The following is a 21,179-nucleotide window of genomic DNA, read 5'->3' as shown; positions in this document are numbered from 1 at the left end:
ATTTTAGAGCATCAGGCGCCGGGCATCAGGCCGAGTTGCATGAGCATGCCGGCGGTGTCGGGGTAGGCGCTGAACTCGACTACCTTGTCGCCTTCGAAGCGGGCGAAGTAGGCGCCGCGGCCGATCACGCCGCGACCGGTCGGCGGAATCTGGTTGCCAGCAGCAACCAGCGGTCCGGTGTTCGTCCCGGTGAACTCGAGCTCGCCGGCGACCGCGTCGTCGGCCAGCACCCGAACCAGTCATCAGCGCCCCCAGGCCCTACACCCCACGCTAAGCCCGCGCCCACCGCTTGATAAGACCACCTCACCCCCGGTTGCGCGCCATCCACTCCCCAGCGAAGTCGACAACCGCCCGCTGCGACATCAGCCGCGCGGTCGCCGCCCCGACCGGGCCGATCCGCGCCCCGCCGGCGGCCTCGAACGCCGTACCGATCGTCCCGAAGTCGCTCTCGTCCTCCTCGACGTCCTCCCACTCCTGCCACGAACTCGTGCCGTCAGGCGAGCGCACCGAGGCGCCGACGACGTGCCGAGGCGCGTTGGTACGGCGCCACTCGGACAAGTGCATCGAGGTGTTGTTGTCGTGTCCACATCCGAGCAGCAGCACCGACCCGTCCAACCGGTACACCGCCCCCAACGGCGACGTATCACCCAGCCCGTCGTCCAGCCGGTGTCCCGCGACGACCTCCTCAGCCCGCGCGCCCAACGCGGCGAACGAGAACTGCGGATGACTGCTACGCCGCGCCCCGGGCCACGTACGCACCAACTCCGCCAGCCTGCCCATCCACCGCGCCGCAGGCGTCAACCCCGGATCGAATCCCGGCGACTGATCCCGGATCACCGGCCACCACTCGGACGGGACCGGCGGGTTGGACCAGGTCGCCGGATCAGTGTTCTCAGGCGTGTGCGTCGGTACGACGAGCGTCCCGGCCGGAGTCAGCACCTCCAGCAACGCCTCCACCACCGCCTGCGGCCCGCCGGCGAGGAACCCGACGCTCCGCAGCGACGAGTGCAGCAGCACCACACCACCAGCCGGTACGCCGAGCGCCCGGAAGTCAGCCGCCAAAGACCCAACTGTCGCGCACCCTTCAACCATCCCCAGACCCTAGTTGCGACCTGGTCCCGGATCGATCAGTTTTCGAGAAGCAGCCTCGGCAGGCCGGTCCTTACGCTGAAGGTGTTCGATTCGATCCGATCAAGCAGGCAGGGAGCACTCAGATGGCGACCAAGCGTTCAACCTCCAAGGCCAAGTCGTACGACGGGTTCACCGAGGACGAGCGGGACGCGATGAAGCAGCGGGCCCGGGAGCTCAAGGCGGCGCGGGGCAAGGCGGACGAGGAGACCGCCGTACTGGAGAAGATCGCGGAGTTGCCGGAGCACGAGCGGGCGATGGCGGAGCGGATCCACGAGATCATCAAGGACGCCGCGCCGGAGTTGTCGCCGAAGCTCTGGTACGGGATGCCGGCGTACTACAAGGACGGCAAGAACGTCTGCTTCTTCCAGAGCGCCGGCAAGTTCAAGTCCCGCTACTCCACCTTCGGCTTCAACGACCCCGCCAACCTCGACGACGGCGACATGTGGCCCACCGCCTACGCCCTCACCAAGCTCACCCCCGCCGTCGAGAAGCAGATCACCACCCTCGTCAAGAAGGCCGTGAGCTGACCCAGCACCGAACCGCCGTGTCAGAGCCGTGACTGTTCGGTGTCAGGCGGGCGGACGAGTGTTGGGGGCATGAAGAGAACCAATAGTCCAAGGGTCCGGCGTGTGGCGGTGGTGGCATTGGCGGCCACCGTGTTGGCCGGGGTGGCAGCGCCGGGCGTGGCGACTGCCGATAGTACGGCGACGAAGACGGCCGCGGCGGTGCAGGAGCGGCCGGAGATGCAGCAGGCGCTGCAGGAGTTCGTCGATGCCGGCTTCGGTGGGATCCAGTTGCGGCTGCACGACAAGCAAGGCGACTGGGTCGGCAGCGCCGGAGTGCGCAAGCTGGGCTCGGCCGCGAAGCCGCCCACGAACGGGAGCTTCTGGGTCGGCAGCGTGACCAAGACGGTCACCGCGACCGTCGTACTGCAACTGGTGGCCGAGGGCAAGATCAAGCTCGACGCCCCGGTGTCCGACTACCTGCCCACACTCGGAATCGACCGCCGGATCACGATGCGAATGCTGCTGCAGCACACGAGCGGGTTGTTCAACTACACCGGCGACACCTACGACGGGAAGTTCACCCCTGGAATCACCGTCGCGGGCCAGGAATGGGTGGACAACCGGTTCCGCAGCTACCAGCCGGAGGAGCTGGTGAAGGTGGCGCTGTCGAAGCCGCCGGTGTTCGCGCCGGGGACGGACCAGCGCTATTCCAACACCAACTACACGCTCGCGTTGCTGGTGATCGAGAAAGTCACCGGGCACTCGTACGCCGACGAGGTGCAGCGACGGATCCTGCGGCCGCTCGGGCTGAAGAACACCGTCGTACCAGGCAACCGGTCGCAGCTGCCCGGACCGCACGCACACGGCTACTACCGCTACCAGGTGGACGGCGAGTGGAAGGTCGTCGACGTGAGCCGGCAGAACCTGTCCCTCGTCGCCGGCGCCGGTGACATGCTGTCGACCACGAAGGACCTGCAGACGTTCATCAGCGCACTGATGCGCGGCAAGCTCGTGCCGGAGCCGCTGCTGACCGAGATGCGCACGCCGTACGGACCGTATGGGTACGGCTTCGGACTGTGGGTGCAGGACCTGGGCCCGGACTGCGGTGGCATCGTCTACCAGCACAACGGCAGCCCGCCCGCCGGGTACGGCGCCCTGATGTACAGCTCAGCCGACGGCAGCCGGATCCTGACCGCCGGTATCACCACCGGAGACGCCCCCATCGACGTGCTGACGGACTTCCCGCCCGCGCTCGCCAAGCTCCTGAAGGCGGCCTTCTGCAAGTGACGCACGCCTCCGGCCACGCCGAGCCCTCGAGCTCGGCGTGGCCGATCCATGTGCCGTGCTGCGCCAACCCTGATGGCACAATCAGCCGAGTGCAGATCGGGATGCTGGGATCGTTCGAGGTTCGCACGGACGACGGCGTTCTCGCCGACGTGCCGGGCGCGCGGCTCCGTGGGCTGCTGGCCGCCCTCGCGCTCGAGCCGGGCCGGGTGGTCCCGAAACCCACCCTGGTCGACTGGATCTGGGGTGAACAGCCGCCCTCCGACGCGGCGAATGCCCTGCAACGCTTGGTGTCCCGGCTGCGGAAGGTGCTCCCGCCGGGTGCGGTCGAGGGCCTGACCGACGGCTACCGCTTGAAGGTGGAGCCCGACGCCGTCGACGCCGTACGGTTCGAGCGCCTGGTCGCCCAGGCCCGCAACGACGAGGACTCCCAAGGGGTACGCCGACTGCGCGAGGCGCTCGCCTTGTGGCGGGGCGCGGCCCTGCAGGACGTCGGACTCGAGGAGAGCGCGGCCTTCGACGCAGCGGTCACCCGCCTCGAGAGGCTCCGCCTGGCCGCCATGGAGGACCGGTACGACGCGGAAGTCAGCCTCGGCCACGGCGCCGAACTGGTCACGGAACTCACCGACCTGGTCGCCGCACACCCGGTCCGGGAACGGCTCGTCGCCGCGTTGATGCGTGCCCTGGTCGCGAGCGGCCGCGACACCGAGGCGCTGATGGTGTTCGAGCGTACGAGGGAAACCCTCGCCGACGAGCTCGGAGTAGACCCGTCACCGGAGCTGTCCGCACTCCACGTCGCGCTGCTGCGCGGCGAGTTGGTACGGCGGGAGGAGAAGCGCCAGACCAACCTCCGCGAGGAGCTGACCTCCTACATCGGCAAGGAAAGCGACATCGCCGCGGTCCGCGACCTCATGTCCGAACACCGCCTCACCACCCTCATCGGGCCGGGCGGTTCGGGCAAGACCAGGATGGCCACCGAGACCGCGCGCCAGCTGCTCGGCGACGTGCCGGACGGGGTCTGGCTGGTCGAGCTCGCGGCGATCAGCGCCGAGGGCGACGTGGCGCAGGCGGCGCTCGACGCGCTCCGACTGCGCGATGCGCTGGTCGGCGAGGCCCCGGACGCGGAGCCGACGGATCGGTTCATCGCCGCGGTCCGCGAGCGGGAGATGTTGCTGGTCCTGGACAACTGCGAGCACGTGGTCGAGTCGGCCGCGGAGTTCGCCCACCGGGCCCTTGGCGAGTGCCGGCGGCTGCGGATCCTCGCGACGAGCCGGGAACCGCTCGGCATCACTGGCGAAGCACTGTGGCCGGTCGCGCCCCTGGTCCTGCCCGCGGAAGGCGCAGATCCCGGCGGTTCCCCGGCGGTCAGGCTGCTGCAGGACCGCGCCGCCGCCGTCCGCAACGACCTCACGACCGACGCCGCGACGATGGCGACCATGGCGCGCATCTGTCGCGCGCTGGACGGCATGCCGCTCGCGATCGAGCTCGCCGCTGCCCGCTTGCGCACCATGACGCTCGATCAACTCGCCAACCGCCTCGATGACCGGTTCCGGCTGCTGACCGGCGGCAGCCGTACGGCGTTGCCGCGCCACCGCACGCTGCGCGCAGTGGTCGACTGGAGCTGGGAGCTGCTCAGCGACGCCGAGCGGATGGTGCTGCGCAGGCTGTCTGTGTTCGCCGGCGGCGCCAGCCTCGAGGCGGCCGAGCAAGTCTGCGCGGGCGGCGCGGTCGAGTCGTGGGAGGTGCTGGAGTTCCTGACCGCGCTGACCGAGAAGTCGCTGGTGGTCACCGTGGGCGAGGGGGCGCCGCGCTACCGGATGCTCGGCACGATCAAGGAGTACGCCGAGCAACGTCTCGAGGAGGCGGGTGAGTCGGAGCTGACCCGCCGTACGCATCTCGCCTACTTCACCGAGTTCGCGCGGACGGCGGAGCCGCACCTGCGCCGCGCCGAGCAGCTGGAATGGCTTGCGGCGCTCGAGGTTGAGCACGACAACATCGCCGCGGCGATGCGCGCTGCACTCGCGGCCGGCGACGCGGCCGGGGCGATGGGGCTTGCCGCGTGGTCGGGCTGGTACTGGTGGTTCGGCGGGCACAAGGTGGAGGGCAACGAGCTGCTGATGGCGGCCACCGCCGTACCCGGTGAGGTGCCCGAGGAGATCCAGGCCTTGGCGTACGCGTTCATCACGGGGTTCCTGACGTCGGGGCGGGGGCGTGACCAGTTCCAGGCCGAGGAGTGGATCCGGAAGGCTCACGCCCTCGGCCAGCGGGTCAACAGCTCACACCCGGCGGTGCGCATGTCCGCCACCCTCGAACAGCTGTTGCAGGGGCCGGACTCCTTCCTGACCGCGTTCGAGCCGTTGCTGGCCGACGATGATCCCTGGGTCCGGGCGCTGGCCCGACTGCAGCTCGGCAAGATGCGGATCCTGCTCGGCTCCGGCGAGCGGCAGGCGGACATCTACCTCGAGGAGGCGCTGGCCGAGTTCCGCGCGATCGGCGAGCGGTGGGGGATGTCGTTCGCGCTCACCGAGCTCGCGGACCGCATCGCCGTACGTGGTGAGTTCGCGGCCGCCTGCGAGTACTACGACCAGGCGATCAAGGTCGTCACCGAGGCCGGCGCTCTCGAGGACGTCGTACGGATGCGGTCGCGGCAGGCCCAGCTGTACTGGCTCCTGGGCGACGAGGAGGCGAGTGCGACCGCGATCGCGGAGGCACAGCGCTACGCCGAGCGGGTCGCCTGGCCGGAGGCGTTGATCGAGCTGGCGTTGTGCAAGGCGGAGCTCGCACGCTGGAGCGGCGACGCCGAACAGGCCCGACGCCAACTCGGCGTCGCGACGGCCTTGCTGGGCAGCGAGGCCGAGCGGCCCAACCTGCGCGCCATGCAGCACGACCTGCTCGGGTACCTTGCCGAAGATCTGGCCGAGTCCCGCGAGCAGCGCGTCGCCGCCTTCCATGCCGCGTCCGAGTCGGGGCAACCGATGGCAATCGCGGCGATGCTCGTCGGGATCGCAGACCTGGCGCTACGCACCGAGCAGTACGAGCAGGCCGCCCGGCTGCTCGCGGCGAGCGCCGGCGTCCGCGGCCTGCCGGACCGGTCCGATCCGGACGTCACCCGGATCGAGGAGGAAACGCGACGTCGCCTCGGTGACGTGGGGTTCACCGAGGCGACGCAGGAAGGGGCACAGACGAGCTGGGCGGAGCTGGCGGAGGTCACGCTCGCTTCGTGAACGTGGAGTTCGCCCACAGGTAGCCGACCAGCGCGATGCCGACGCACCAGGCGAGCGCGGGGATCACGTCACCGGCAGCCGGTGCGCCGTTCAGCAGGCCGCGCAGGGTCTCGATGATCGGCGTGAAGGGCTGGTACTCCGCGAACTGCCGGACGCCCGGGCCCATCTTGTCGGTCGGCGAGATCGCGCTGCTGAAGAACGGCAGCATGACCAGCGGCAGCGAGGCCAGACCCGCCGTCTCCGGCGACTTCGCCGACAGCCCCATGGCGATCGTGAGCCAGCCGGCCGCGAAGCTGAGCAGTACGACGAGACCGACCACGCCCAGCCAGTCGAGGAAGCCCGCCGACGGGCTGAACCCGAGCAGGAAGGCGACTCCGATCAGGGCCGCGACCGCGAGCAGGTTGGTCAGCACGCTGGCGACCACATGGCCGGTCAGCACCGCGCTGCGCGGGACGTCCATCACCTTGAACCGGTTGATGATGCCCTTGGTGGCGTCGGAGTTCACCGACACCGCCACCGACCCCAGCCCGTAGCAGACGGCCAGCAGGAGCAGGCCCGGCGTCGCGTAGTCGACGTAGTCGACCCCGACGCTGAACGCGTCACCGAACACGTACACGAACATCAGCATGACCACGATCGGCATCAGGACCGCGTTGAACACCGTGGTCGGGTTCCGGGCGATGTGCTTGAGGTTGCGGCGCACCATCACCGTCGACTTGGACTTCATTTCGCTACAACCTCCGTGGTGTGGCCCGTCAGGGCGAGGAAGACGTCATCGAGATCGGGAGTGTGGACAGAGAACTCTTCGGCGCTGAGCGCGTACTCGTCGAGCCGGTCGAGCAGACCGCGCACCGACCTCGTCCCGCCGTCGCTGGGGACCCGCAGGGTCAGCGCGTCGTCGTCGCGGGTGGAGTCGGCGAAGATCACCGCGGCCTTGCAGAGCTCCTCGACCGTGCTGAACCGGAACCGGACGTGCGTCCCGGGGATCTGCCGCTTGAGCTCGTCCGGGGTGCCCTGGGCAACGATCTTGCCCTGGTCCAGGACCGCGACCTGGTCGGCCAGCTGGTCGGCCTCGTCGAGGTACTGCGTGGTGAGGAAGATGGTGACGCCGTCGGCCACCAGCTCGCGGATGATCGTCCACATCGTGCGCCGGCTGCGCGGGTCCAGACCCGTCGTCGGCTCGTCCAGGAAGATGATCCGCGGGTTGCCGACCAGGGTCATCGCCAGGTCGAGCTTGCGCCGCATACCGCCGGAGTACGTCGACGCGGGCTTCTGAGCCGACTCGACCAGGTCGAAGCGCTCCAGCAGGTCGGCGACGATCTTCTTGCCGTCCTTGGCCGGCACCGGGCTGAGGTCGACCATCAGCTGCAGGTTTTCCTGCCCGGTCAGCAGCTCGTCGACGGCCGCGAACTGGCCCGTGACGCCGATCGCCGAGCGGACCGCCTTGGCCTCGGTCGCGACGTCGTACCCGGCCACCCGGACCGCCCCGCCGTCGGCCTTCAGCAGCGTGGTCAGCACGTTCACGGTGGTGGTCTTGCCGGCGCCGTTCGGGCCGAGGAGGGAGAAGATCGTCCCCGCGGGGACGTCCAGGTCGATGCCGTCGAGCACGACTTTGTCTTGGTAAGCCTTCCGGAGACCGGAGGCCGTGATCGCTGAACTTGTCATGGCAGTACTGTCATCGGCCGGCCAGACACCCCGCTGACACCGTCCTGACACGGCCTCTGACACGCCGGGGCCCGCGTCAGCACAGTGGCTGGGCGGTGTCAGTACGGCGCGCGACCTTGGTTCCTGTGGTTGACCGAACGACGCCTCAGGAAGGTACTGCGATGACTGCATTCGACACGCCCGCCCCGATCTCCGCGACGGTCGACATCGTCTTCGGGGACATCCGGTTCATCGCCGGCGACCGCACCGACACCGTGGTCCAGGTCCGTCCGGTCGACCCGTCCTGGGAACTGGACGTCAAGGCGGCCGAGCAGGTCGTCGTCGAGTTCGCCGACGGGAAGCTCTCGGTCAGGCACCCGAAGCTGCGGACCGTGCTGTCCAAGAAGTTCGGGCGCGTGGAGGTCGTGGTTGAGCTGCCGGCCGGGTCCGACGTCCACGCCGACACCGCGCAGGGCGACTACGTCGTCGAGGGCGTTGTCGGCTCGTGCCGGCTGAAGACGCCCGCCGGAGACATCCGGGTCGAGCAGGCCGGCAGCGTGGAGCTCAAGACCAGCGGCGGCCGGGTGCTCGTCGACCACGTGCGGGGCCAGGCCGAGGTCCGCGGGAACCGTGAGATCCGGATCCGGCGGGTCGACGGCGGCGCCGTACTCAAGAACATCGGCGGGGACAGCTGGGTCGGCGAGGTGGCCGGCGAACTGCGGGTGAGCGCGGCCAACGGCGACATCACCGTCGACGTGGCGCGGGCCGGGGTCGACGCCCGGACCGCCATCGGCAACGTCCGCGTCGGCGAGGCCGGCGGCGACGTCGACCTGTACACCGCCACCGGCGAGGTGGAAGTCGCCGTCCCCGAGGGCACCGCCGTACACCTCGACGCCCGCACCACAGCCGGCCGAGTCTTCGACCACCTCAAGCCCACCCCTCAGTCCGCCCGCCCCCTAAACCTCCGCGCCCGCAGCCACAGCGGCAACATAACCATCCGCACCACCTGACACCCCGTCTTGACCGATGGCAGGCACGCGCTCCTTCGCCGGGCGCCTGGAGTCCTTCGGTCAGGCGTCTGGGTCGTCGAGGAATTTGCGGACGTCTTGGGGGCAGCGGCAGGCGGCTGCGGTTTTCGCGGCCCAGACCAGCGCTTCCTCGCGCGTGGGTACGTCGACGATCATGACGCCGCCGATGAGCTCCTTGCTCTCCGGGTACGGGCCGTCGGTGACCATCCCGTCGACGGCCACGACCGCGGGGTCCGCGTCGCCGTCGTCGTACCGCAGCCCGCCGGAGAAGACGTACACCCCGGCATCCTTGGCCTCCCGAACCACCGCATGAGCGTTCTTCCCCACCTCGGGGAAGTCCTCCTCCGGGATGTGGTCCATCGCGCCCTTCTCGAACGAGATCAGGTACTTCGGCATCGCATCACTCCTTGTCCGGGCAGCCTTCACCGACCACCCCTAACCCTGCAACGAACCCCACCCACCGAATCCGACAACCGTCAGGGCAAGAATGGCCGTTATCGGCCGGGGCGGGCGGCGAATCGGCCGGCACCTTTGGAGCCTCGTGGCACGCGTGGCTGCCGGCCCGCAGGCGGCCGCGCTCGCTCGTCGGCCGTCGCGCCAGTGGTGATCGACGCGATGTGCTCACGCAGCCCTTCGAAGGCCGGTTCGAAACGATGACGCTCGGCCTCGCCGATCCCATGTGAGGCGGCGACTCTGCGCCAGTCCGCTGTCGCATCGCTGACTTCGCGCAGAATCTGCTGTGCCTCGAGCACACTCAGATCGAACGTCTCGGCGTACGTCATCAGCCCGGTCAGCTCGTCCGTCCGGCCGCGCGCGCCACCGATTCCGGTGACTCGTTCCTCGGAGACGATCGGGTTCGGGTTGACGTCGAAGACCGGCGACAGACCCCACCCGCCTCGTGCACGCAGGAAGCCGTGGTTGCGCAGATGGTCGTCGGTGTTGTGGATCGCGACCGAGAACGCGATCCGCCGCCACAACTCGTGCAGGTCGGCCCTGACCCGCGCACCGTGCTCGGTGAGTGTCTCTGCGACCTCGACGTAGTCCCGGACGTCGCCGTCGCGCCCTTCGATCAGGGTCATGGCGCTGATGTACCCACGACGCCGTACGCCGTCCCGGTCAAACCGCTCGAGCACCAGCACATGCCGGCCATCGATCTGGACCAGCTCACTGCCGGGGACCTCGATCCCCGCCTGCTCGGCCAGGTCGAGCGCCGTCTTCTCCCAGGCCATCACGTCCCACTCGTCGCTGCGATGAGGAAACTTTGCGATCAGCAAACGATCTGCGTCGCGGACCGACGCCTTCGGGCGCGCGCCACCAAGTGAGCCCGAGCCCGCGTCCAGCAGCGCTTTGATGGCGGCCAAGTCGTCTGCACCGTCTCCGGCAACCTGATCGGCGGCGCGGAGCAGTCGCGGCAGCTCGACCAACTTCGGCACCTGCAGGTCTGGGTCGAGAAAGGGACCATCTGCGTCGAGCCTGAACCGAAGCGCGCCCTGTCGAGTCTGATCGCTGACGCCGATGAGGAAGTCGAGATCGCCTAGCGAGGGTGGGGTTCGGCCCTCCCGAAGGGCGAGCGCCTGGAGTCGTTTGGTGATCAGGCTCCTACCCCAGCGATCCGGCGAACAGTCCGCGAACGCGCCCGGGAGCCCATCGATCTGTTGAGGGCCGGCGAACAATCCGAGTGCCGGATCAATGGGGTAGGCACCCTTGCGGCTGAGATAGCTCGGAGCGTAGTGAAACGAGGTCGACGACGTACCTCGACGACGGGTGAAGTACGCCGTACCGACCTCGACCGTCTCACCGTCGATGTCGACGTGAACCGACAGTGACGTCGTCACGGCCGCACTCGCTTCGGGAGGGCCTCGTCAGCGCGGGCCCGGCCCAGCTCGGTCTCGTAGGGATCGAACGACTCGACCACGCGGTCAAGCGCGCCGAGGACACGTGTCACGTTGAGGAGCACATCGAGACCGACACTGGTCTCGCCGTTCTCCAGCCGCCGCAGTGTGCCACGAGAGATCCCAGCCCGTTCGGAAACTTGCTCAGCGGTCAGCGCCTGGAGCTTGCGCCAAGCAGCCAGGTGCGCACCGATGCGTTGCGCACCCAACCGAGTCCGAGTAGGCACCGGCCTGGACATCTCACATCACCTGCCTCATTAATGACCGCTATAGCGTCCACTGTATCACTTAATGGTCTGTATAACGGCCATTATTGTTCGCTCACAGTGCGCAGTCGTAGGCGGTAATTCTGGTGACGTTGGTGGTGGGGCGCCTCGATAATGGCCGGTGTGGATGAGGTCGAGGTCGTTGTAGCGCATCGGGATTGTGCGACGCTGCGGGTCGGTGACGTGTTCCTGAAGGTCGACGGCGATCAGGCGCGTTCCGACGTCGAGGTCGAGGCGATGGCAATGGTGCCGATCCCGACTCCGGAGGTCCTGTGGCGGAAGCCGCCCGTGCTCGCGCTCGCCGCCGTCCCGGGTACGGCGCTCGGTCGCCTCGGCGAGCCGTCGACCGCGTCGGCGGCGGCGTGGGCCGCGGCGGGCGCCGCCGTACGGATGCTGCACGACGCGCCGCTGCCTCCGTGGCCTGGTCGAAGCGTCGACGAGATCGCAGCGCACCTCGACGGCGAGTGCGAGTGGCTCATCGCGAACGGCGTCCTTCCCGCCGACCTGGTCACGCGCAACCGCGAGATTGCCGAGGCTGCGCTGCGGCCATGGACGCCCGTGTTCACGCACGGGGACCTGCAGATCACCCACGTGTTCGTCGACGGTGACAAGGTCACCGGTGTGATCGACTGGACCGAGGCGAGCCAGGGCGACGCGATGAACGATCTCGCCAGCTTGACGCTCGGGCACGAGGAGCACCTCGCCGACGTCGTTGCCGGGTACGGCGCCGACGCCGTCGACCTCGACGTGATCCGGGCGTGGTGGTCGCTGCGCAGCCTGCGCGCGTCCCGCTGGCTGATCGAGCACGGCTTCGACCCGAACACGCCGGGCTGCGAGTTCGACGTACTGAGATCCCAGATGTAAGTCAGCCCAGCGCGGCGGCCTTGCGGAGCAGGACCGAGCGTTCGCGCTCGTTGGCACACAGCCGGGCCGCCAACTCCAGCTCGGCGCGCGCCTCCGGTAGCCGACCGAGGCGGGTCAGCAGCTCACCGCGCACGGTCGGCACCAAGTGCGAACCAGGAAGCCGATCCCTGGCGATCAGCTCGTCCACCATGTCCAGGGCCTGTGCCGGACCCGACGCCATCGCCACGGCCACGGCCCGGTTGAGCTCGACCACCGGCGAAGGCGCGACCCGGCCGAGCGCTTCGTACAGCACCACGATCCGGTCCCAGTCGGTCGCCTCCACCGAAGGCGCCGTCGCATGGGCGGCAGCGATCGCAGCCTGCAGGCCGTACGGGCCGAGCCCGCGAGCCGACGCCTTGGTCAGCGCGGCCAGCCCACGGTGTACTGCGGAGAAGTCCCACCGCCGCCGATCCTGATCCTCCAGCAGGATCGGCGTACCGTCCGGGCCGGTCCGGGCCGGGAAGCGCGCGGCCGTCAGCTCGCACAGCGCGAGCAGACCGTGTACCTCGGGTTCGTCCGGCTGCAGCGCGGCCAGCGTGCGGGCCAGCCGGATCGCCTCGTACGCGACGCTGGGGCTCAGCAGCCGATCGCCCGACGTAGCCGTCGACCCCTCGGTGAAGATCACGTAGATCACGCTGAGCACACCACCCAGCCGTTCCCGGCGCTCACCGGCCGGCGGCAGCTCGAACGGCACCCCGGCCGCCGCGATTGTCTTCTTCGCCCGGGTGATGCGGGCCTGCACGGTCGGCACCGGCACCAGGAACGCGCGGGCGATCTGTTCGGTGGACAGCCCGCCGACCACGCGCAGGGTCAGCGCCACCCGGGCCTCGGGAGAGAGGACCGGGTGGCAGCTGACGAACATCAGCGCCAGGATGTCGTCGTCGATCCCGTCTGGGTCGATGTCCTCGTCGACCACCGGGTCAGCCGCCAGCAGCGCGTACCGATCCCGCAGGACGGTACGGCGGCGGATCGCGTCGATCGCCCGCCGCCGGGCCGTCGCCATCAGCCAGCCGGCCGGACTGGCGGGCGGGCTGAGTGGCCACGACACGAGCGCCTCGGCCACTGCCTCCTGCGCGGCATCCTCGGCCAGCCCGAAGTCGCCGGTGAACCGGGCCAGCGCGGCGACGATCCGCGCTGACTCGATCCGCCAGACGGCCTCGACGTCGGCCGCATCCATCAGGTGCGGCTCTCGCTCCCGGCCCGTTGCTGGGCGGCCCTCTCGATCCCGTCCGGCAGCTCGTCGTCCCCCGCGACCCGCCGTACCTCGATCTTGGACCCGGTCACCGCCGGGACCCGCTTGGCCCACTCGACCGCCTCCGCCTTCGAGGCGACGTCGAGCAGGAAGTAGCCCCCGAACAGTTCCTTGGTCTCGCCGTACGGCCCGTCCGTCACCACCGGCGCCTCGCCGCTGAAGTCGACCACAACGCCCTGGCCCGCATCGTCGAGCCCCTCGGCCGCGACGAACACGCCGGCCTTCACCAGCTCCTCGATGTAGCGGTACGTCGAGGCCGCCAGCTCCTCGAACTTGGCCATCATGGCCGCGTTCGACTCATCGGTGCCCCGCATGATCAGCATGTACTTCGCCATCGTGCTCTCCTCGTCCGGCGGGACCGCCTCTCGGCCCTCGCCCCCACTGGTCGAACGAGCGGCCCACGGATCGACAAGCCCCGCAGAAATCTCTCCCCGAATCCGCTCATCGTCGCACCTCTGGGATCCGGCGGTCCGATGTCAGGCGCTGCCGCCGTCGAGGAAGGCGATCGCTTCCCGGACGCAAACCTCGACCGGCCGTGCGGTGTCCAGGCGCAGGTAGCCGGCCTCCGGGCGCTTCGCCCGATCGAGCCCCTCCCGGAAGGCAAGGGTTTCGTCGCGGCTCTGATCGGGGGCGTCGACCGGCGGCGTACCGACGGATGGCCGCTGGCTGCGCGTGGGCCGCCGCTCCCGGAGCCGGCGATCCAGCAGCGGGAGGTCGTCGGCGAAGCATTCGATGTACCGGTACGCGGCCTGGTGTCGCTCGGCCAGACGCTGGCCGGCGTCGAGCAGTTCGTCGTACTGGCAGGGACTGTCGATGATCACCGAGCAGGTCGTGCCGAGCATGTCCTCGGCAAGAGCCAGAGTGGTCCGGTAGCTCGGCGGGCCGACCTCGCCGTAGCCGATCCCGGAGTCCAGCAACGCGGACTTGACCACGTCGACATCAAGAACCGCGAACTGCCGACTGCGCGCGAGCGCCCGCGCGATCGTCGACTTCCCAGCACCAGGCACCCCGGACATCTGAACCAGCATCAGCATCAGGGCGTGCACCAGAGCGCGTTAGCAATCTTCCAACCCTCACGAGTGCGCACCAGATGAAGGTACTCGTGATACGGCTCAGACCGCACAAGCACCGAAGCGATGTCCCGCTTCACGTCGAGCACAACAACCTCGATCGCCCGATCCCCCAGCCCACTGGCAACCTCCACCCCCTCACCCTCACCCGTCCAGGCAACCATCTGCTCAGCCGTCACAAACGACAGCCTGGCCCCCTGATCCTCGCCCCGCGACCGCTTCACCAAATCCCGATGCAACGCCCGCCCCATCCGCGAGACATCCCCCTCAAACCACCCCTCAAAGTAATCCCGAACCACCCCGACAATAAGCGCCCTGTCGTCATCCATGAGTTCCCCCTGAGCAGCCGACTGCCCCGACTCTATTCGCTGAAACAGCAGGTCCTCGACGTCCGAATGGCTCCCGGCAGGTGAGACGCTGGTGGAAATTCCGGACTACATGATCCCGCTCTTCAACAACCCGCAGCCGTAGGGAAGCCGTGCAGGAGATTGCAGAAGCTGATCTGACCAAGCTGACCGGCAGCTTCAAGCGCAGCATGGTCCACCTCGAAGCTCGGGACGCCTACGGCACCGAGACCGAGTTGCCGTACATGGCGGAGTGGAAGCGCGGAGAACCGGACGACTACCTCTGGCTCGAGGAGTGGTGCCAGAAGATCCGCGAGCACGTGGCCGCCGGCCGAACGGCCAGAAGGGTCAAGATCGTCTCGGAGCCACTGAGCGACTACCAGCGCTGGGCCTACGAGGTGTTCACCCCGATCGCCAGAGCCGGTGAAGACGTTCACCGCCTACACCACGACGACCGACCCTGACGTGGCTGAGATGTGCGCCACCGCCTTCGAGAAGGTCTGGGACCTATCAGTACCGCATAGTGAGTACAGGGAGCAGCGTCCAGGCTGGCCAGCGCCGTTGCCGGCCACACCGAGACCTACGTGCGGTCGCGAGCCATGAGCGGCATCAAGCTCGCGTCGCTGGCCATGACGGTCGGCGATCCACAGGAAGCGGCTGCGATCGGTGCGCAGGCGCTCAAAGACGCGCGGTCCCTGCGCTCACGTAGGGCCGCCGATGACCTTCGTGATCTGGCCAGCCGCGCCACGGTGTTCGAGCGGGTCGCCGAGCTCTGCCACGACATCCGCAACGTACTGGTTGCCTCGTGACCGTGCCTCCGGCAGAGGTTCTGCTCAAGCAGGCCTGCGCCCAGGCTGGCCTGTCATCGTCTGGCGCCGAACCAATCCGGCTTGGTGAGAACGCGATCTACCGTCTCCCCGGCGAGTTGGTGGCGCGCATCGGACGGCGCGGCCAGGTTGGCGCCGCCGAGAAGGAAGTCGCCGTCGCACGCTGGCTCGCCTCGGTGGATGTGCGAGCTGTCGAGGCGCTGCCCGATCTCGACCAGCCAGTTGTTGTCGACGGCTCGCCGGTGACCTTCTGGCGTGAACTCCCGGAGCACCGCCACGGCACACCACCCGAGGTCGCCGCTGCGCTGAAACGACTGCACGCCAGCCCACTGCCGACGGACTTCGAGCTTCCGCCGCTCGCGCCGTTCGTCCGCCTGTCTGAACGCATAGATGGCGCTACGACGCTAAGCGAGGATGACCGAGCCTGGTTGCGTGAGCAGCTAGCTCGCCTCAAGGACGCCTTCGACGATCTCCCAGCCGGCCTGCAGCGGAGCGCGATCCACGGCGATGCCTGGGCGGGCAACGTCGTCGTGACTGCCGACGGGCCAGTTCTCCTCGACCTTGAACGCTTCGCACTCGGCCCACCGGAGTGGGACCTGGTCAGCACGGCTGTTCGGCTGACCACGTTCGGCACCATGAATGCCAAGGAATATGAGGCCTTCGCGACGGCGTACGGACATGACGTGCTCGAGTGGGACGGATTCGAAATCCTGCGCGACACACGTGAGCTGCGCGTCACCTGCTACGCCGCCCAGCAAGCCAGCGAGGAGCCAGCAGCTCGTGCCGAAGCAGCATTGCGAGTTGCCTGCCTCCGCGGCCTGCGTGGCCCACGCCCGTGGCCCGAGTGGAAACCCCTGACCTGACACTGAGCGCTCGACCCACGCAACCTGGTGTTCGTCGCTCATCGCCGGTCCCTCGACCATGTTGCAGAACCCGCCCGCACGACTCCTTAGGCAGGGTCCTACATCCTGTCAGCGTGCCGCGACCACGGCCATGTCGTAGCGTCGTCACATGATCCAAGAGGTACGCACCGGAGTCGTCAACACCTGCCCGAACCGTGGACGGTCGCGCCGTGCTGGTGGACGCGCCTGATCGTAGAGTCGATCTCCGCGATTCAGTCGACGACTCGGCACGGGCATGCCCCGGACCTCGGCGTCGAGCACGTGCCGTTCTCAGCACGGGCAACGCCTTCCTCCTGTCGCGGTGTAGCCGTGTGATGTCCATCCCGCTGCGTAAGCTGTTGGCTCGTGCATCTATCTGTAACGTCAGGACGCGCACTGATGGTTATGCCGTTCGACCCGAGGGACTGAGCCGTGCCCGACCGACCTGAGATTGTGTGCATCTGCGGTTCTACCCGGTTCATGGAAGAGATGCTCGCGGCGAACCGCGACCTGACCTTCGCGGGCGTCATCGTCGTCGCACCAGGCGTCTTCAGCCGCCCCGAGGATCGCGAGACAGACGAGAAGATCACCAACGAGCAGCAGACCGCGCTGGGCGCACTCCACCTGCGAAAGATTGACCTGGCTGACCGAGTTCTGGTTGTCAACCCCGGCGGGTACATCGGCGAGTCCACGAGCCGGGAGATCGCGTACGCTCACGCCACCGGCAAGCCAGTCTCATTTACCGATCCCGTCTAACCGGTCGAGCCCGTAAATGACTCGCCAGACACTCTGCTGCCTTAGCTAGGTTGGCGGTGTGAGCCTCGACATTCCTGACCAGGTCCTCAAGACGGTCATAGCCGACGGAAACGAATCCTGGCTGGACGAACTGCCAGGCATGGTCGATTCGCTGGCCCAGGAGTGGTCTCTGATGATCGGGTCCAGCTTCGCGGGCGGTCACGCCGCCCTGGTCGTCGACGTGACGCTTGTCGACGGAACTCCGGCGGTCCTCAAGATCGGTGTGCCAGGTCGGGACGTCGGGCAGGAGGCCATGGCGTTGCGCCTGGCGAACGGACGGGGATGCGCCAAGCTGTTGGGCGAAGACGTGGGTCGACAAGCCCTTCTGCTGGAGCGCCTCGGGGCTCCGATGTACGACGTCGTGGCCGACCCGGCGAGCCGCCACAACTTGCTATGCGAAGTGGCGGTTCGCCTGTGGCGTCCGATCGGTCCTGACATCGACCTTCCAACCGGCGCGAAGCTGGCTGAGCAGTACGCCGATCGGCTGCCAGAACTCTGGGAGCAGGCCGGTCGACCGTGTTCGCCGGCCACTGTGGCGGACGCGCTGAACTGCATGAATCGTCGTCGCCTTGCCCACGACGATCGGTCCGCGGTTCTGGTCCACGGTGACATCCACGAGATGAATGCCCTGCAGGCGAGTGACGGCAGCTACAAGCTCATTGATCCAGCCGGGCTGCGGGCCGAACCGGCGTGCGATCTCGGCACCATCGTGCGTTGCAATCCGGATCTCGGCGACGACCTCTGGGCGCGGACTGAGCAACTGGCTTCTCGTACGGGCGTGGATGCCACCGCCATCTGGGAATGGGGAACGATCCACCGAGTCTTCAGCGGCGTCTACGCCTGCAGTATCGGCTTCCAGCCCTTCGGCGATCTGCTATTGGCCGAAGCGGACCGCCTCACGGCGTAGTCACCGGATCGTGCACCAGTCCGAACCCCGGACCGGCGCGTGCATGCGTGCTGGACCACAAGGAATACCAGGACGTACGGCGCAAGGCGGCTGGGACGCGGTGGCACGAACACGCCTCGTGTCGCATTCGACGGCGGACACGGTAGTGGTCGCCCACCTGTGATCCGCCAACTGATCCGCGACACATCTCCGCCAACTGATGTGCGACAGGCTAGAAGTCTGCCCTCGTATCGGATCAACGCACGGATCTGCCGATGTGCGGACCTTCGGATCTAGCCGATGAGCGTGTGCTGAGTCCGTCGGGCGTCCGGCGGATCTAGGGTCGCTTCATGTACAACGACGCCGACGTTGATGCTTGCGCCGAGCGGCTCCGTTCGACTGACAGCACAGCGCGCGCCCTGGCCGCCGATGAGGCGACGGACGGGTTGTCCGACTGGGGGCACCACTCCTACACAGAACCCCAGGCTCGCCGGATCACGCAGGCGCTTGTAGATGCTCTGGCAGCCGAAAGCAACGGCACGGCACGCGAGTCGATCGTCAAGGCCCTCGCGGCCCTCGTCGCGTGGGACCTTGCGCCGGGCCATGAGGTCTCTCGCGCAATCTCGATACCTCGTCCTGCGAACGATCCCGTTGGGGAGTACTGGAAGGACATCGAGGAGTGGGCCAGCCGCCACGAACCTCGTGGCTGAAACGACCGCTCATGCCGCTGTCCGCGAGTTCGTTCACGGCCATGAGCGGACCGGCGAGTGTCCTGGGCCATTAGGCTTTCGCCATGCCCGATCAATACCGAGAGCATCCTATGTTGACCTGTCACACCGTGGATGGGGCGCTGGTTCCGATTCCTGCGACTCGGGAGGCCGACGCGACCGTATGGTTCGCGCTGCCGGCTGAGCCGGATGCTCCGCGGATCTGGGAGGGCCTTCTTGCGCGTCGTAGCCCGGGCGGCGAGACTGCACAGATCTGCGCTGTGCCCTTGTTCGCCTACGACCTCAACTTCGGCGACGAGGTGGCAGTCATCGCATCGGGTGAGGGTGCGCTAGTCGCGACTGCCATCGTGGTCGACGGGGGCAACTACACGTTTCGGATCTGGCAGGAGGATGCGGACGAGGCTGCGCTGCGTCAGGTTGCGATCGCATTCGCTGAGATGGGTTGCCTGGTCGAGGGCTACAGCGGGCACCTGCTCGGTCTCTCCTGTGACCGGGAGTCGGCCCAGGCAGTCGCGGACGAGCTTGATGCCGGCGAGCGGGCCGGGCGATTCATCTACGAGACTGGACGACAGCGAACACACTGATCTGCCGCGTTCCGAGCTCGTTACGAACGAGGGGGTCAGGACGCTGGCGATGCACCTATCCTCATTCGGGTGAACGAAGAGGCGGTCGGATGAGCCAGTACTACCAGGCTCGGGACATCGTGCTGTGGAATCCGTCATCGGGGGTCTCCCGAGTGTTTCGCGCCCAGGTCCGCCTCTTCGAAGACGAACTGTCGTTGGCATCCGGCGTGGGGCCAATGGAGGCCGACGAGTGCGAAGTCGATGTCGAGCAATTCGGCACGTTCGCCGCGGCGCTCCTCACCTACCGTGGAACCTCGAACCACCAGATTCTCCGCGCCATGATGGACGGGTTCGTCATCACGGTTCTTGCCCTCGCCGAGAGAGCTGGTGTCGAGGTCCGGCCATCCGGCCTCGTCGGCCGTCAACACGACGTCCAGGTTGGCAGTGGGCAAGTACCCTCAGTCGAAACCGAGAACGACCTGCGTCAGCGAGCGCATGCCATGCTGCGCTTCACGCCGCGCTAGGCAGCAAACGCACTCTCATGCCGCGATCCGCGCTCATGCCGATGCGCGGACGCCGGTAGGCCAGCCGCCAACCAGCAGCAGGCGGCCGTAGAGTCGTGCTGTGGTCGACCAGTTCACACGAGGTATGAGGATGATGCGAAAGCACAATCCTCAGATCCGGGAAGACGGGTTCGGGCTCGTGAAGCAGGTCGCGCCCGAACACGTCGCCGACCTGGTCACGGCCTACTCACGCGAGGAAGACCATGGATTGCGCTGCTGGCTCCTGGAGTTGATCGGCGAGGCACGCTCTCCCGAGACTCTCCCCGTGTTGAGCGAGGCCCTCGCCAGTCAAGACGAATCCATACGTGACTGGGCACGAATCGGGCTGGACAAGCTCGGACAAAGGAGGCGCGCACCCTGCTCTGGCGTCAGCAGCAGTAGAACCACGATGACTTCCGGATCTGCCGCGAAGAGTGAAAGCTCGGAACTGCCGAATTGAGGATGTTGCCAGTAGCGATGCTCGTGCGCCGTCAAACTGGCGATACATGCCTACGCCGAGGGAGATTCGCCGACTAACGCGATGCTGACAGTGTCCTCCGGGGAAAGTGTCGCCAGGTTTGGCGGCTCGCCTCCGCTCCGCGCCACGAGAGCCTCAACCGCTTCCTTGAATCCCTCGACCCCGTCGGTGATCGACAGGAAATCGCCACTGACATGGTCGACCTCCACCGTGATGAGGCGCTTGGCGTCCGGCGGCAGCAGCAACACGGAGATGCCCGCCCCCGTCACCTCCGACCAGGGGTAGCCAAACCTCCTACCGGAATCGGTCAGCCAGACTCCGTCCTCGTCAACGATCACACGATCGGTCACCTGCGTACCCTACCGATGCGCCATGGTGATGGCCTCCGTTGCTCGGCTCTCGCGCCCTCAACGTGGTCAAGTAGTTGGCAGCCTCCGGAAACCTCAGTCGCACTCTCATGCCGCCGAGGGCGAAGGGCGCTCACACTGATCTGCGAGCAGAACTCGGTGGCGCCTTGTACGTTACGAAAGTGACGATGTCTGGCAGTTGTTGCACGGCGGGGAGGTCGTCGCAGAGCTTCACGTGACCTCCGCCGACTTTCCGTGGCTCAAGGCACAAGTCGTGCGCCGTCAGGGTTTCGAGTTGGTCGAGCCGCTCTTTGAAGACGAGCTCAGACACTTCAACTCGTCGCTGGACGAGGAGACTGACGGGTGGACTCGGGCCTATGAGCGAATCCGCAGCGCAACATCTTCGAAGAGCCTGCTGGCAAGCTTGTCCCGGAGTAACTGCTCCACATCGCTGGTGACGAGGCATGGTGGTGTACGGCGGACGAGCCGTTCCGGTCAAGCCCCTGGAAGTGGTGTAGTGCTGCGTGATCCTGGGGTGAGGTTAGGCGGTGAGTGCGGGTAGGTCGTCGGTTTCGATCTCGGTTTGGG

The 21,179-nt window shown here is 67.6% G+C and carries 24 protein-coding genes and 1 pseudogene; 13 read left to right on the top strand and 12 right to left on the bottom strand.

The window, feature by feature from the left end:
- Window positions 1–11: 11 nt before the first annotated feature.
- Together ACIBGM_RS35760 and ACIBGM_RS35755 are read right to left on the bottom strand one after the other, a co-directional pair.
- Window positions 12–230, bottom strand: coding sequence for an ester cyclase (locus ACIBGM_RS35760; RefSeq protein WP_396388063.1), 219 nt, complete (start codon window positions 228–230; stop codon window positions 12–14).
- A 73-nt stretch (window positions 231–303) separates the two neighbouring features.
- Complete coding sequence (locus ACIBGM_RS35755) at window positions 304–1,062, bottom strand: aminoglycoside N(3)-acetyltransferase (protein WP_396388062.1); 759 nt, start codon at window positions 1,060–1,062, stop codon at window positions 304–306.
- Between the two features lie 152 nt (window positions 1,063–1,214).
- Here ACIBGM_RS35755 and ACIBGM_RS35750 point away from each other — a divergent pair, with 152 nt between their 5' ends.
- The 3 genes from ACIBGM_RS35750 (at window position 1,215) to ACIBGM_RS35740 (ending at window position 6,145) form a co-directional block, all read left to right on the top strand.
- Window positions 1,215–1,658 (top strand): DUF1801 domain-containing protein, encoded by a 444-nt coding sequence (locus ACIBGM_RS35750; RefSeq protein WP_360537214.1) that lies wholly within the window; start codon window positions 1,215–1,217, stop codon window positions 1,656–1,658.
- Window positions 1,659–1,727: 69 nt separating this feature from the next.
- Window positions 1,728–2,924 (top strand): serine hydrolase domain-containing protein, encoded by a 1,197-nt coding sequence (locus ACIBGM_RS35745; RefSeq protein WP_396388061.1) that lies wholly within the window; start codon window positions 1,728–1,730, stop codon window positions 2,922–2,924.
- 89 nt (window positions 2,925–3,013) lie between these two features.
- The gene (locus tag ACIBGM_RS35740; protein WP_396388060.1) at window positions 3,014–6,145 is read left to right on the top strand and encodes a BTAD domain-containing putative transcriptional regulator; all 3,132 of its coding nucleotides are present in this window, start codon (window positions 3,014–3,016) and stop codon (window positions 6,143–6,145) included.
- Here ACIBGM_RS35740 and ACIBGM_RS35735 read toward each other — a convergent pair.
- Entirely contained in the window at window positions 6,129–6,872 is a 744-nt protein-coding gene (locus ACIBGM_RS35735; protein ID WP_396388059.1) for an ABC transporter permease, read from the bottom strand. The two genes, ACIBGM_RS35740 and ACIBGM_RS35735, sit on opposite strands and share 17 nt — an antisense overlap.
- Window positions 6,869–7,810 carry an ATP-binding cassette domain-containing protein gene (locus tag ACIBGM_RS35730; protein ID WP_396388057.1) on the bottom strand — a complete coding sequence of 314 codons (942 nt, stop codon included), beginning with the start codon at window positions 7,808–7,810 and terminating at the stop codon, window positions 6,869–6,871. The genes ACIBGM_RS35735 and ACIBGM_RS35730 overlap by 4 nt, the downstream gene beginning before the upstream one ends.
- Before the next feature lie 161 nt (window positions 7,811–7,971).
- On the opposite strand from ACIBGM_RS35730, the gene ACIBGM_RS35725 reads away from it, so the two are divergent.
- Window positions 7,972–8,799 carry a DUF4097 family beta strand repeat-containing protein gene (locus tag ACIBGM_RS35725; protein ID WP_396388056.1) on the top strand — a complete coding sequence of 276 codons (828 nt, stop codon included), beginning with the start codon at window positions 7,972–7,974 and terminating at the stop codon, window positions 8,797–8,799.
- A 60-nt stretch (window positions 8,800–8,859) separates the two neighbouring features.
- Here the strand turns inward: ACIBGM_RS35725 and ACIBGM_RS35720 are convergent, their stop codons facing one another.
- The 3 genes from ACIBGM_RS35720 to ACIBGM_RS35710 form a co-directional block, all read right to left on the bottom strand.
- Entirely contained in the window at window positions 8,860–9,213 is a 354-nt protein-coding gene (locus ACIBGM_RS35720) for a YciI family protein (RefSeq protein WP_396388055.1), read from the bottom strand.
- 98 nt (window positions 9,214–9,311) lie between these two features.
- On the bottom strand, window positions 9,312–10,652 hold the full coding sequence (locus ACIBGM_RS35715; protein ID WP_396388054.1) for a type II toxin-antitoxin system HipA family toxin: 1,341 nt from the start codon (window positions 10,650–10,652) through the stop codon (window positions 9,312–9,314).
- On the bottom strand, window positions 10,649–10,948 hold the full coding sequence (locus tag ACIBGM_RS35710) for a helix-turn-helix transcriptional regulator (protein WP_360538451.1): 300 nt from the start codon (window positions 10,946–10,948) through the stop codon (window positions 10,649–10,651). Before ACIBGM_RS35710 ends, ACIBGM_RS35715 begins: the two co-directional genes overlap by 4 nt.
- Before the next feature lie 150 nt (window positions 10,949–11,098).
- On the opposite strand from ACIBGM_RS35710, the gene ACIBGM_RS35705 reads away from it, so the two are divergent.
- Window positions 11,099–11,839, top strand: a complete 741-nt coding sequence (locus ACIBGM_RS35705; protein WP_396388053.1) for a phosphotransferase family protein — start codon at window positions 11,099–11,101, stop codon at window positions 11,837–11,839.
- 1 nt (window position 11,840) lies between these two features.
- Here ACIBGM_RS35705 and ACIBGM_RS35700 read toward each other — a convergent pair whose 3' ends face one another.
- From ACIBGM_RS35700 to ACIBGM_RS35685, 4 genes are all read right to left on the bottom strand, one after another.
- Window positions 11,841–13,055 carry an RNA polymerase sigma factor gene (locus ACIBGM_RS35700; RefSeq protein ID WP_396388052.1) on the bottom strand — a complete coding sequence of 405 codons (1,215 nt, stop codon included), beginning with the start codon at window positions 13,053–13,055 and terminating at the stop codon, window positions 11,841–11,843.
- Window positions 13,055–13,465 (bottom strand): YciI family protein, encoded by a 411-nt coding sequence (locus tag ACIBGM_RS35695; RefSeq protein ID WP_360538445.1) that lies wholly within the window; start codon window positions 13,463–13,465, stop codon window positions 13,055–13,057. Before ACIBGM_RS35695 ends, ACIBGM_RS35700 begins: the two co-directional genes overlap by 1 nt.
- Before the next feature lie 141 nt (window positions 13,466–13,606).
- Complete coding sequence (locus ACIBGM_RS35690) at window positions 13,607–14,164, bottom strand: AAA family ATPase (RefSeq protein WP_396388051.1); 558 nt, start codon at window positions 14,162–14,164, stop codon at window positions 13,607–13,609.
- On the bottom strand, window positions 14,164–14,529 hold the full coding sequence (locus ACIBGM_RS35685) for a nuclear transport factor 2 family protein (RefSeq protein WP_360538441.1): 366 nt from the start codon (window positions 14,527–14,529) through the stop codon (window positions 14,164–14,166). The genes ACIBGM_RS35690 and ACIBGM_RS35685 overlap by 1 nt, the downstream gene beginning before the upstream one ends.
- Before the next feature lie 206 nt (window positions 14,530–14,735).
- On the opposite strand from ACIBGM_RS35685, the pseudogene ACIBGM_RS35680 reads away from it, so the two are divergent.
- From ACIBGM_RS35680 to ACIBGM_RS35645, 8 genes and pseudogenes are all read left to right on the top strand, one after another.
- Window positions 14,736–15,147 (top strand): annotated as a pseudogene (locus ACIBGM_RS35680) (DUF6879 family protein).
- Window positions 15,144–15,353, top strand: coding sequence for a hypothetical protein (locus ACIBGM_RS35675; RefSeq protein ID WP_360538439.1), 210 nt, complete (start codon window positions 15,144–15,146; stop codon window positions 15,351–15,353). Before ACIBGM_RS35680 ends, ACIBGM_RS35675 begins: the two are co-directional and overlap by 4 nt.
- Window positions 15,350–16,234, top strand: coding sequence for a phosphotransferase enzyme family protein (locus ACIBGM_RS35670; protein WP_396388050.1), 885 nt, complete (start codon window positions 15,350–15,352; stop codon window positions 16,232–16,234). Before ACIBGM_RS35675 ends, ACIBGM_RS35670 begins: the two co-directional genes overlap by 4 nt.
- 498 nt (window positions 16,235–16,732) lie before the next feature.
- On the top strand, window positions 16,733–17,008 hold the full coding sequence (locus tag ACIBGM_RS35665) for a hypothetical protein (protein ID WP_360519425.1): 276 nt from the start codon (window positions 16,733–16,735) through the stop codon (window positions 17,006–17,008).
- Between the two features lie 58 nt (window positions 17,009–17,066).
- Window positions 17,067–17,954, top strand: a complete 888-nt coding sequence (locus ACIBGM_RS35660) for an aminoglycoside phosphotransferase family protein (protein ID WP_360519428.1) — start codon at window positions 17,067–17,069, stop codon at window positions 17,952–17,954.
- 329 nt (window positions 17,955–18,283) lie between these two features.
- A complete protein-coding gene (locus ACIBGM_RS35655) occupies window positions 18,284–18,643 on the top strand; it encodes a hypothetical protein (RefSeq protein WP_396388049.1) in 360 nt (119 codons plus the stop codon).
- An 83-nt stretch (window positions 18,644–18,726) separates the two neighbouring features.
- Window positions 18,727–19,245: a DUF4265 domain-containing protein gene (locus ACIBGM_RS35650; protein ID WP_396388048.1), complete on the top strand. Its 519-nt coding sequence runs from the start codon at window positions 18,727–18,729 to the stop codon at window positions 19,243–19,245.
- Between the two features lie 89 nt (window positions 19,246–19,334).
- Entirely contained in the window at window positions 19,335–19,748 is a 414-nt protein-coding gene (locus tag ACIBGM_RS35645) for a DUF6086 family protein (RefSeq protein WP_396388047.1), read from the top strand.
- A 528-nt stretch (window positions 19,749–20,276) separates the two neighbouring features.
- On the opposite strand, the gene ACIBGM_RS35640 is transcribed toward ACIBGM_RS35645, so the two are convergent.
- Window positions 20,277–20,594 (bottom strand): hypothetical protein, encoded by a 318-nt coding sequence (locus ACIBGM_RS35640; RefSeq protein WP_396388046.1) that lies wholly within the window; start codon window positions 20,592–20,594, stop codon window positions 20,277–20,279.
- Between the last annotated feature and the right edge of the window lie 585 nt (window positions 20,595–21,179).

Origin of the sequence: Kribbella sp. NPDC050470, assembly GCF_044458365.1 — a bacterium.
Classification (GTDB): domain Bacteria; phylum Actinomycetota; class Actinomycetes; order Propionibacteriales; family Kribbellaceae; genus Kribbella.
This window is presented reverse-complemented; position numbering and strand designations above follow the sequence as displayed.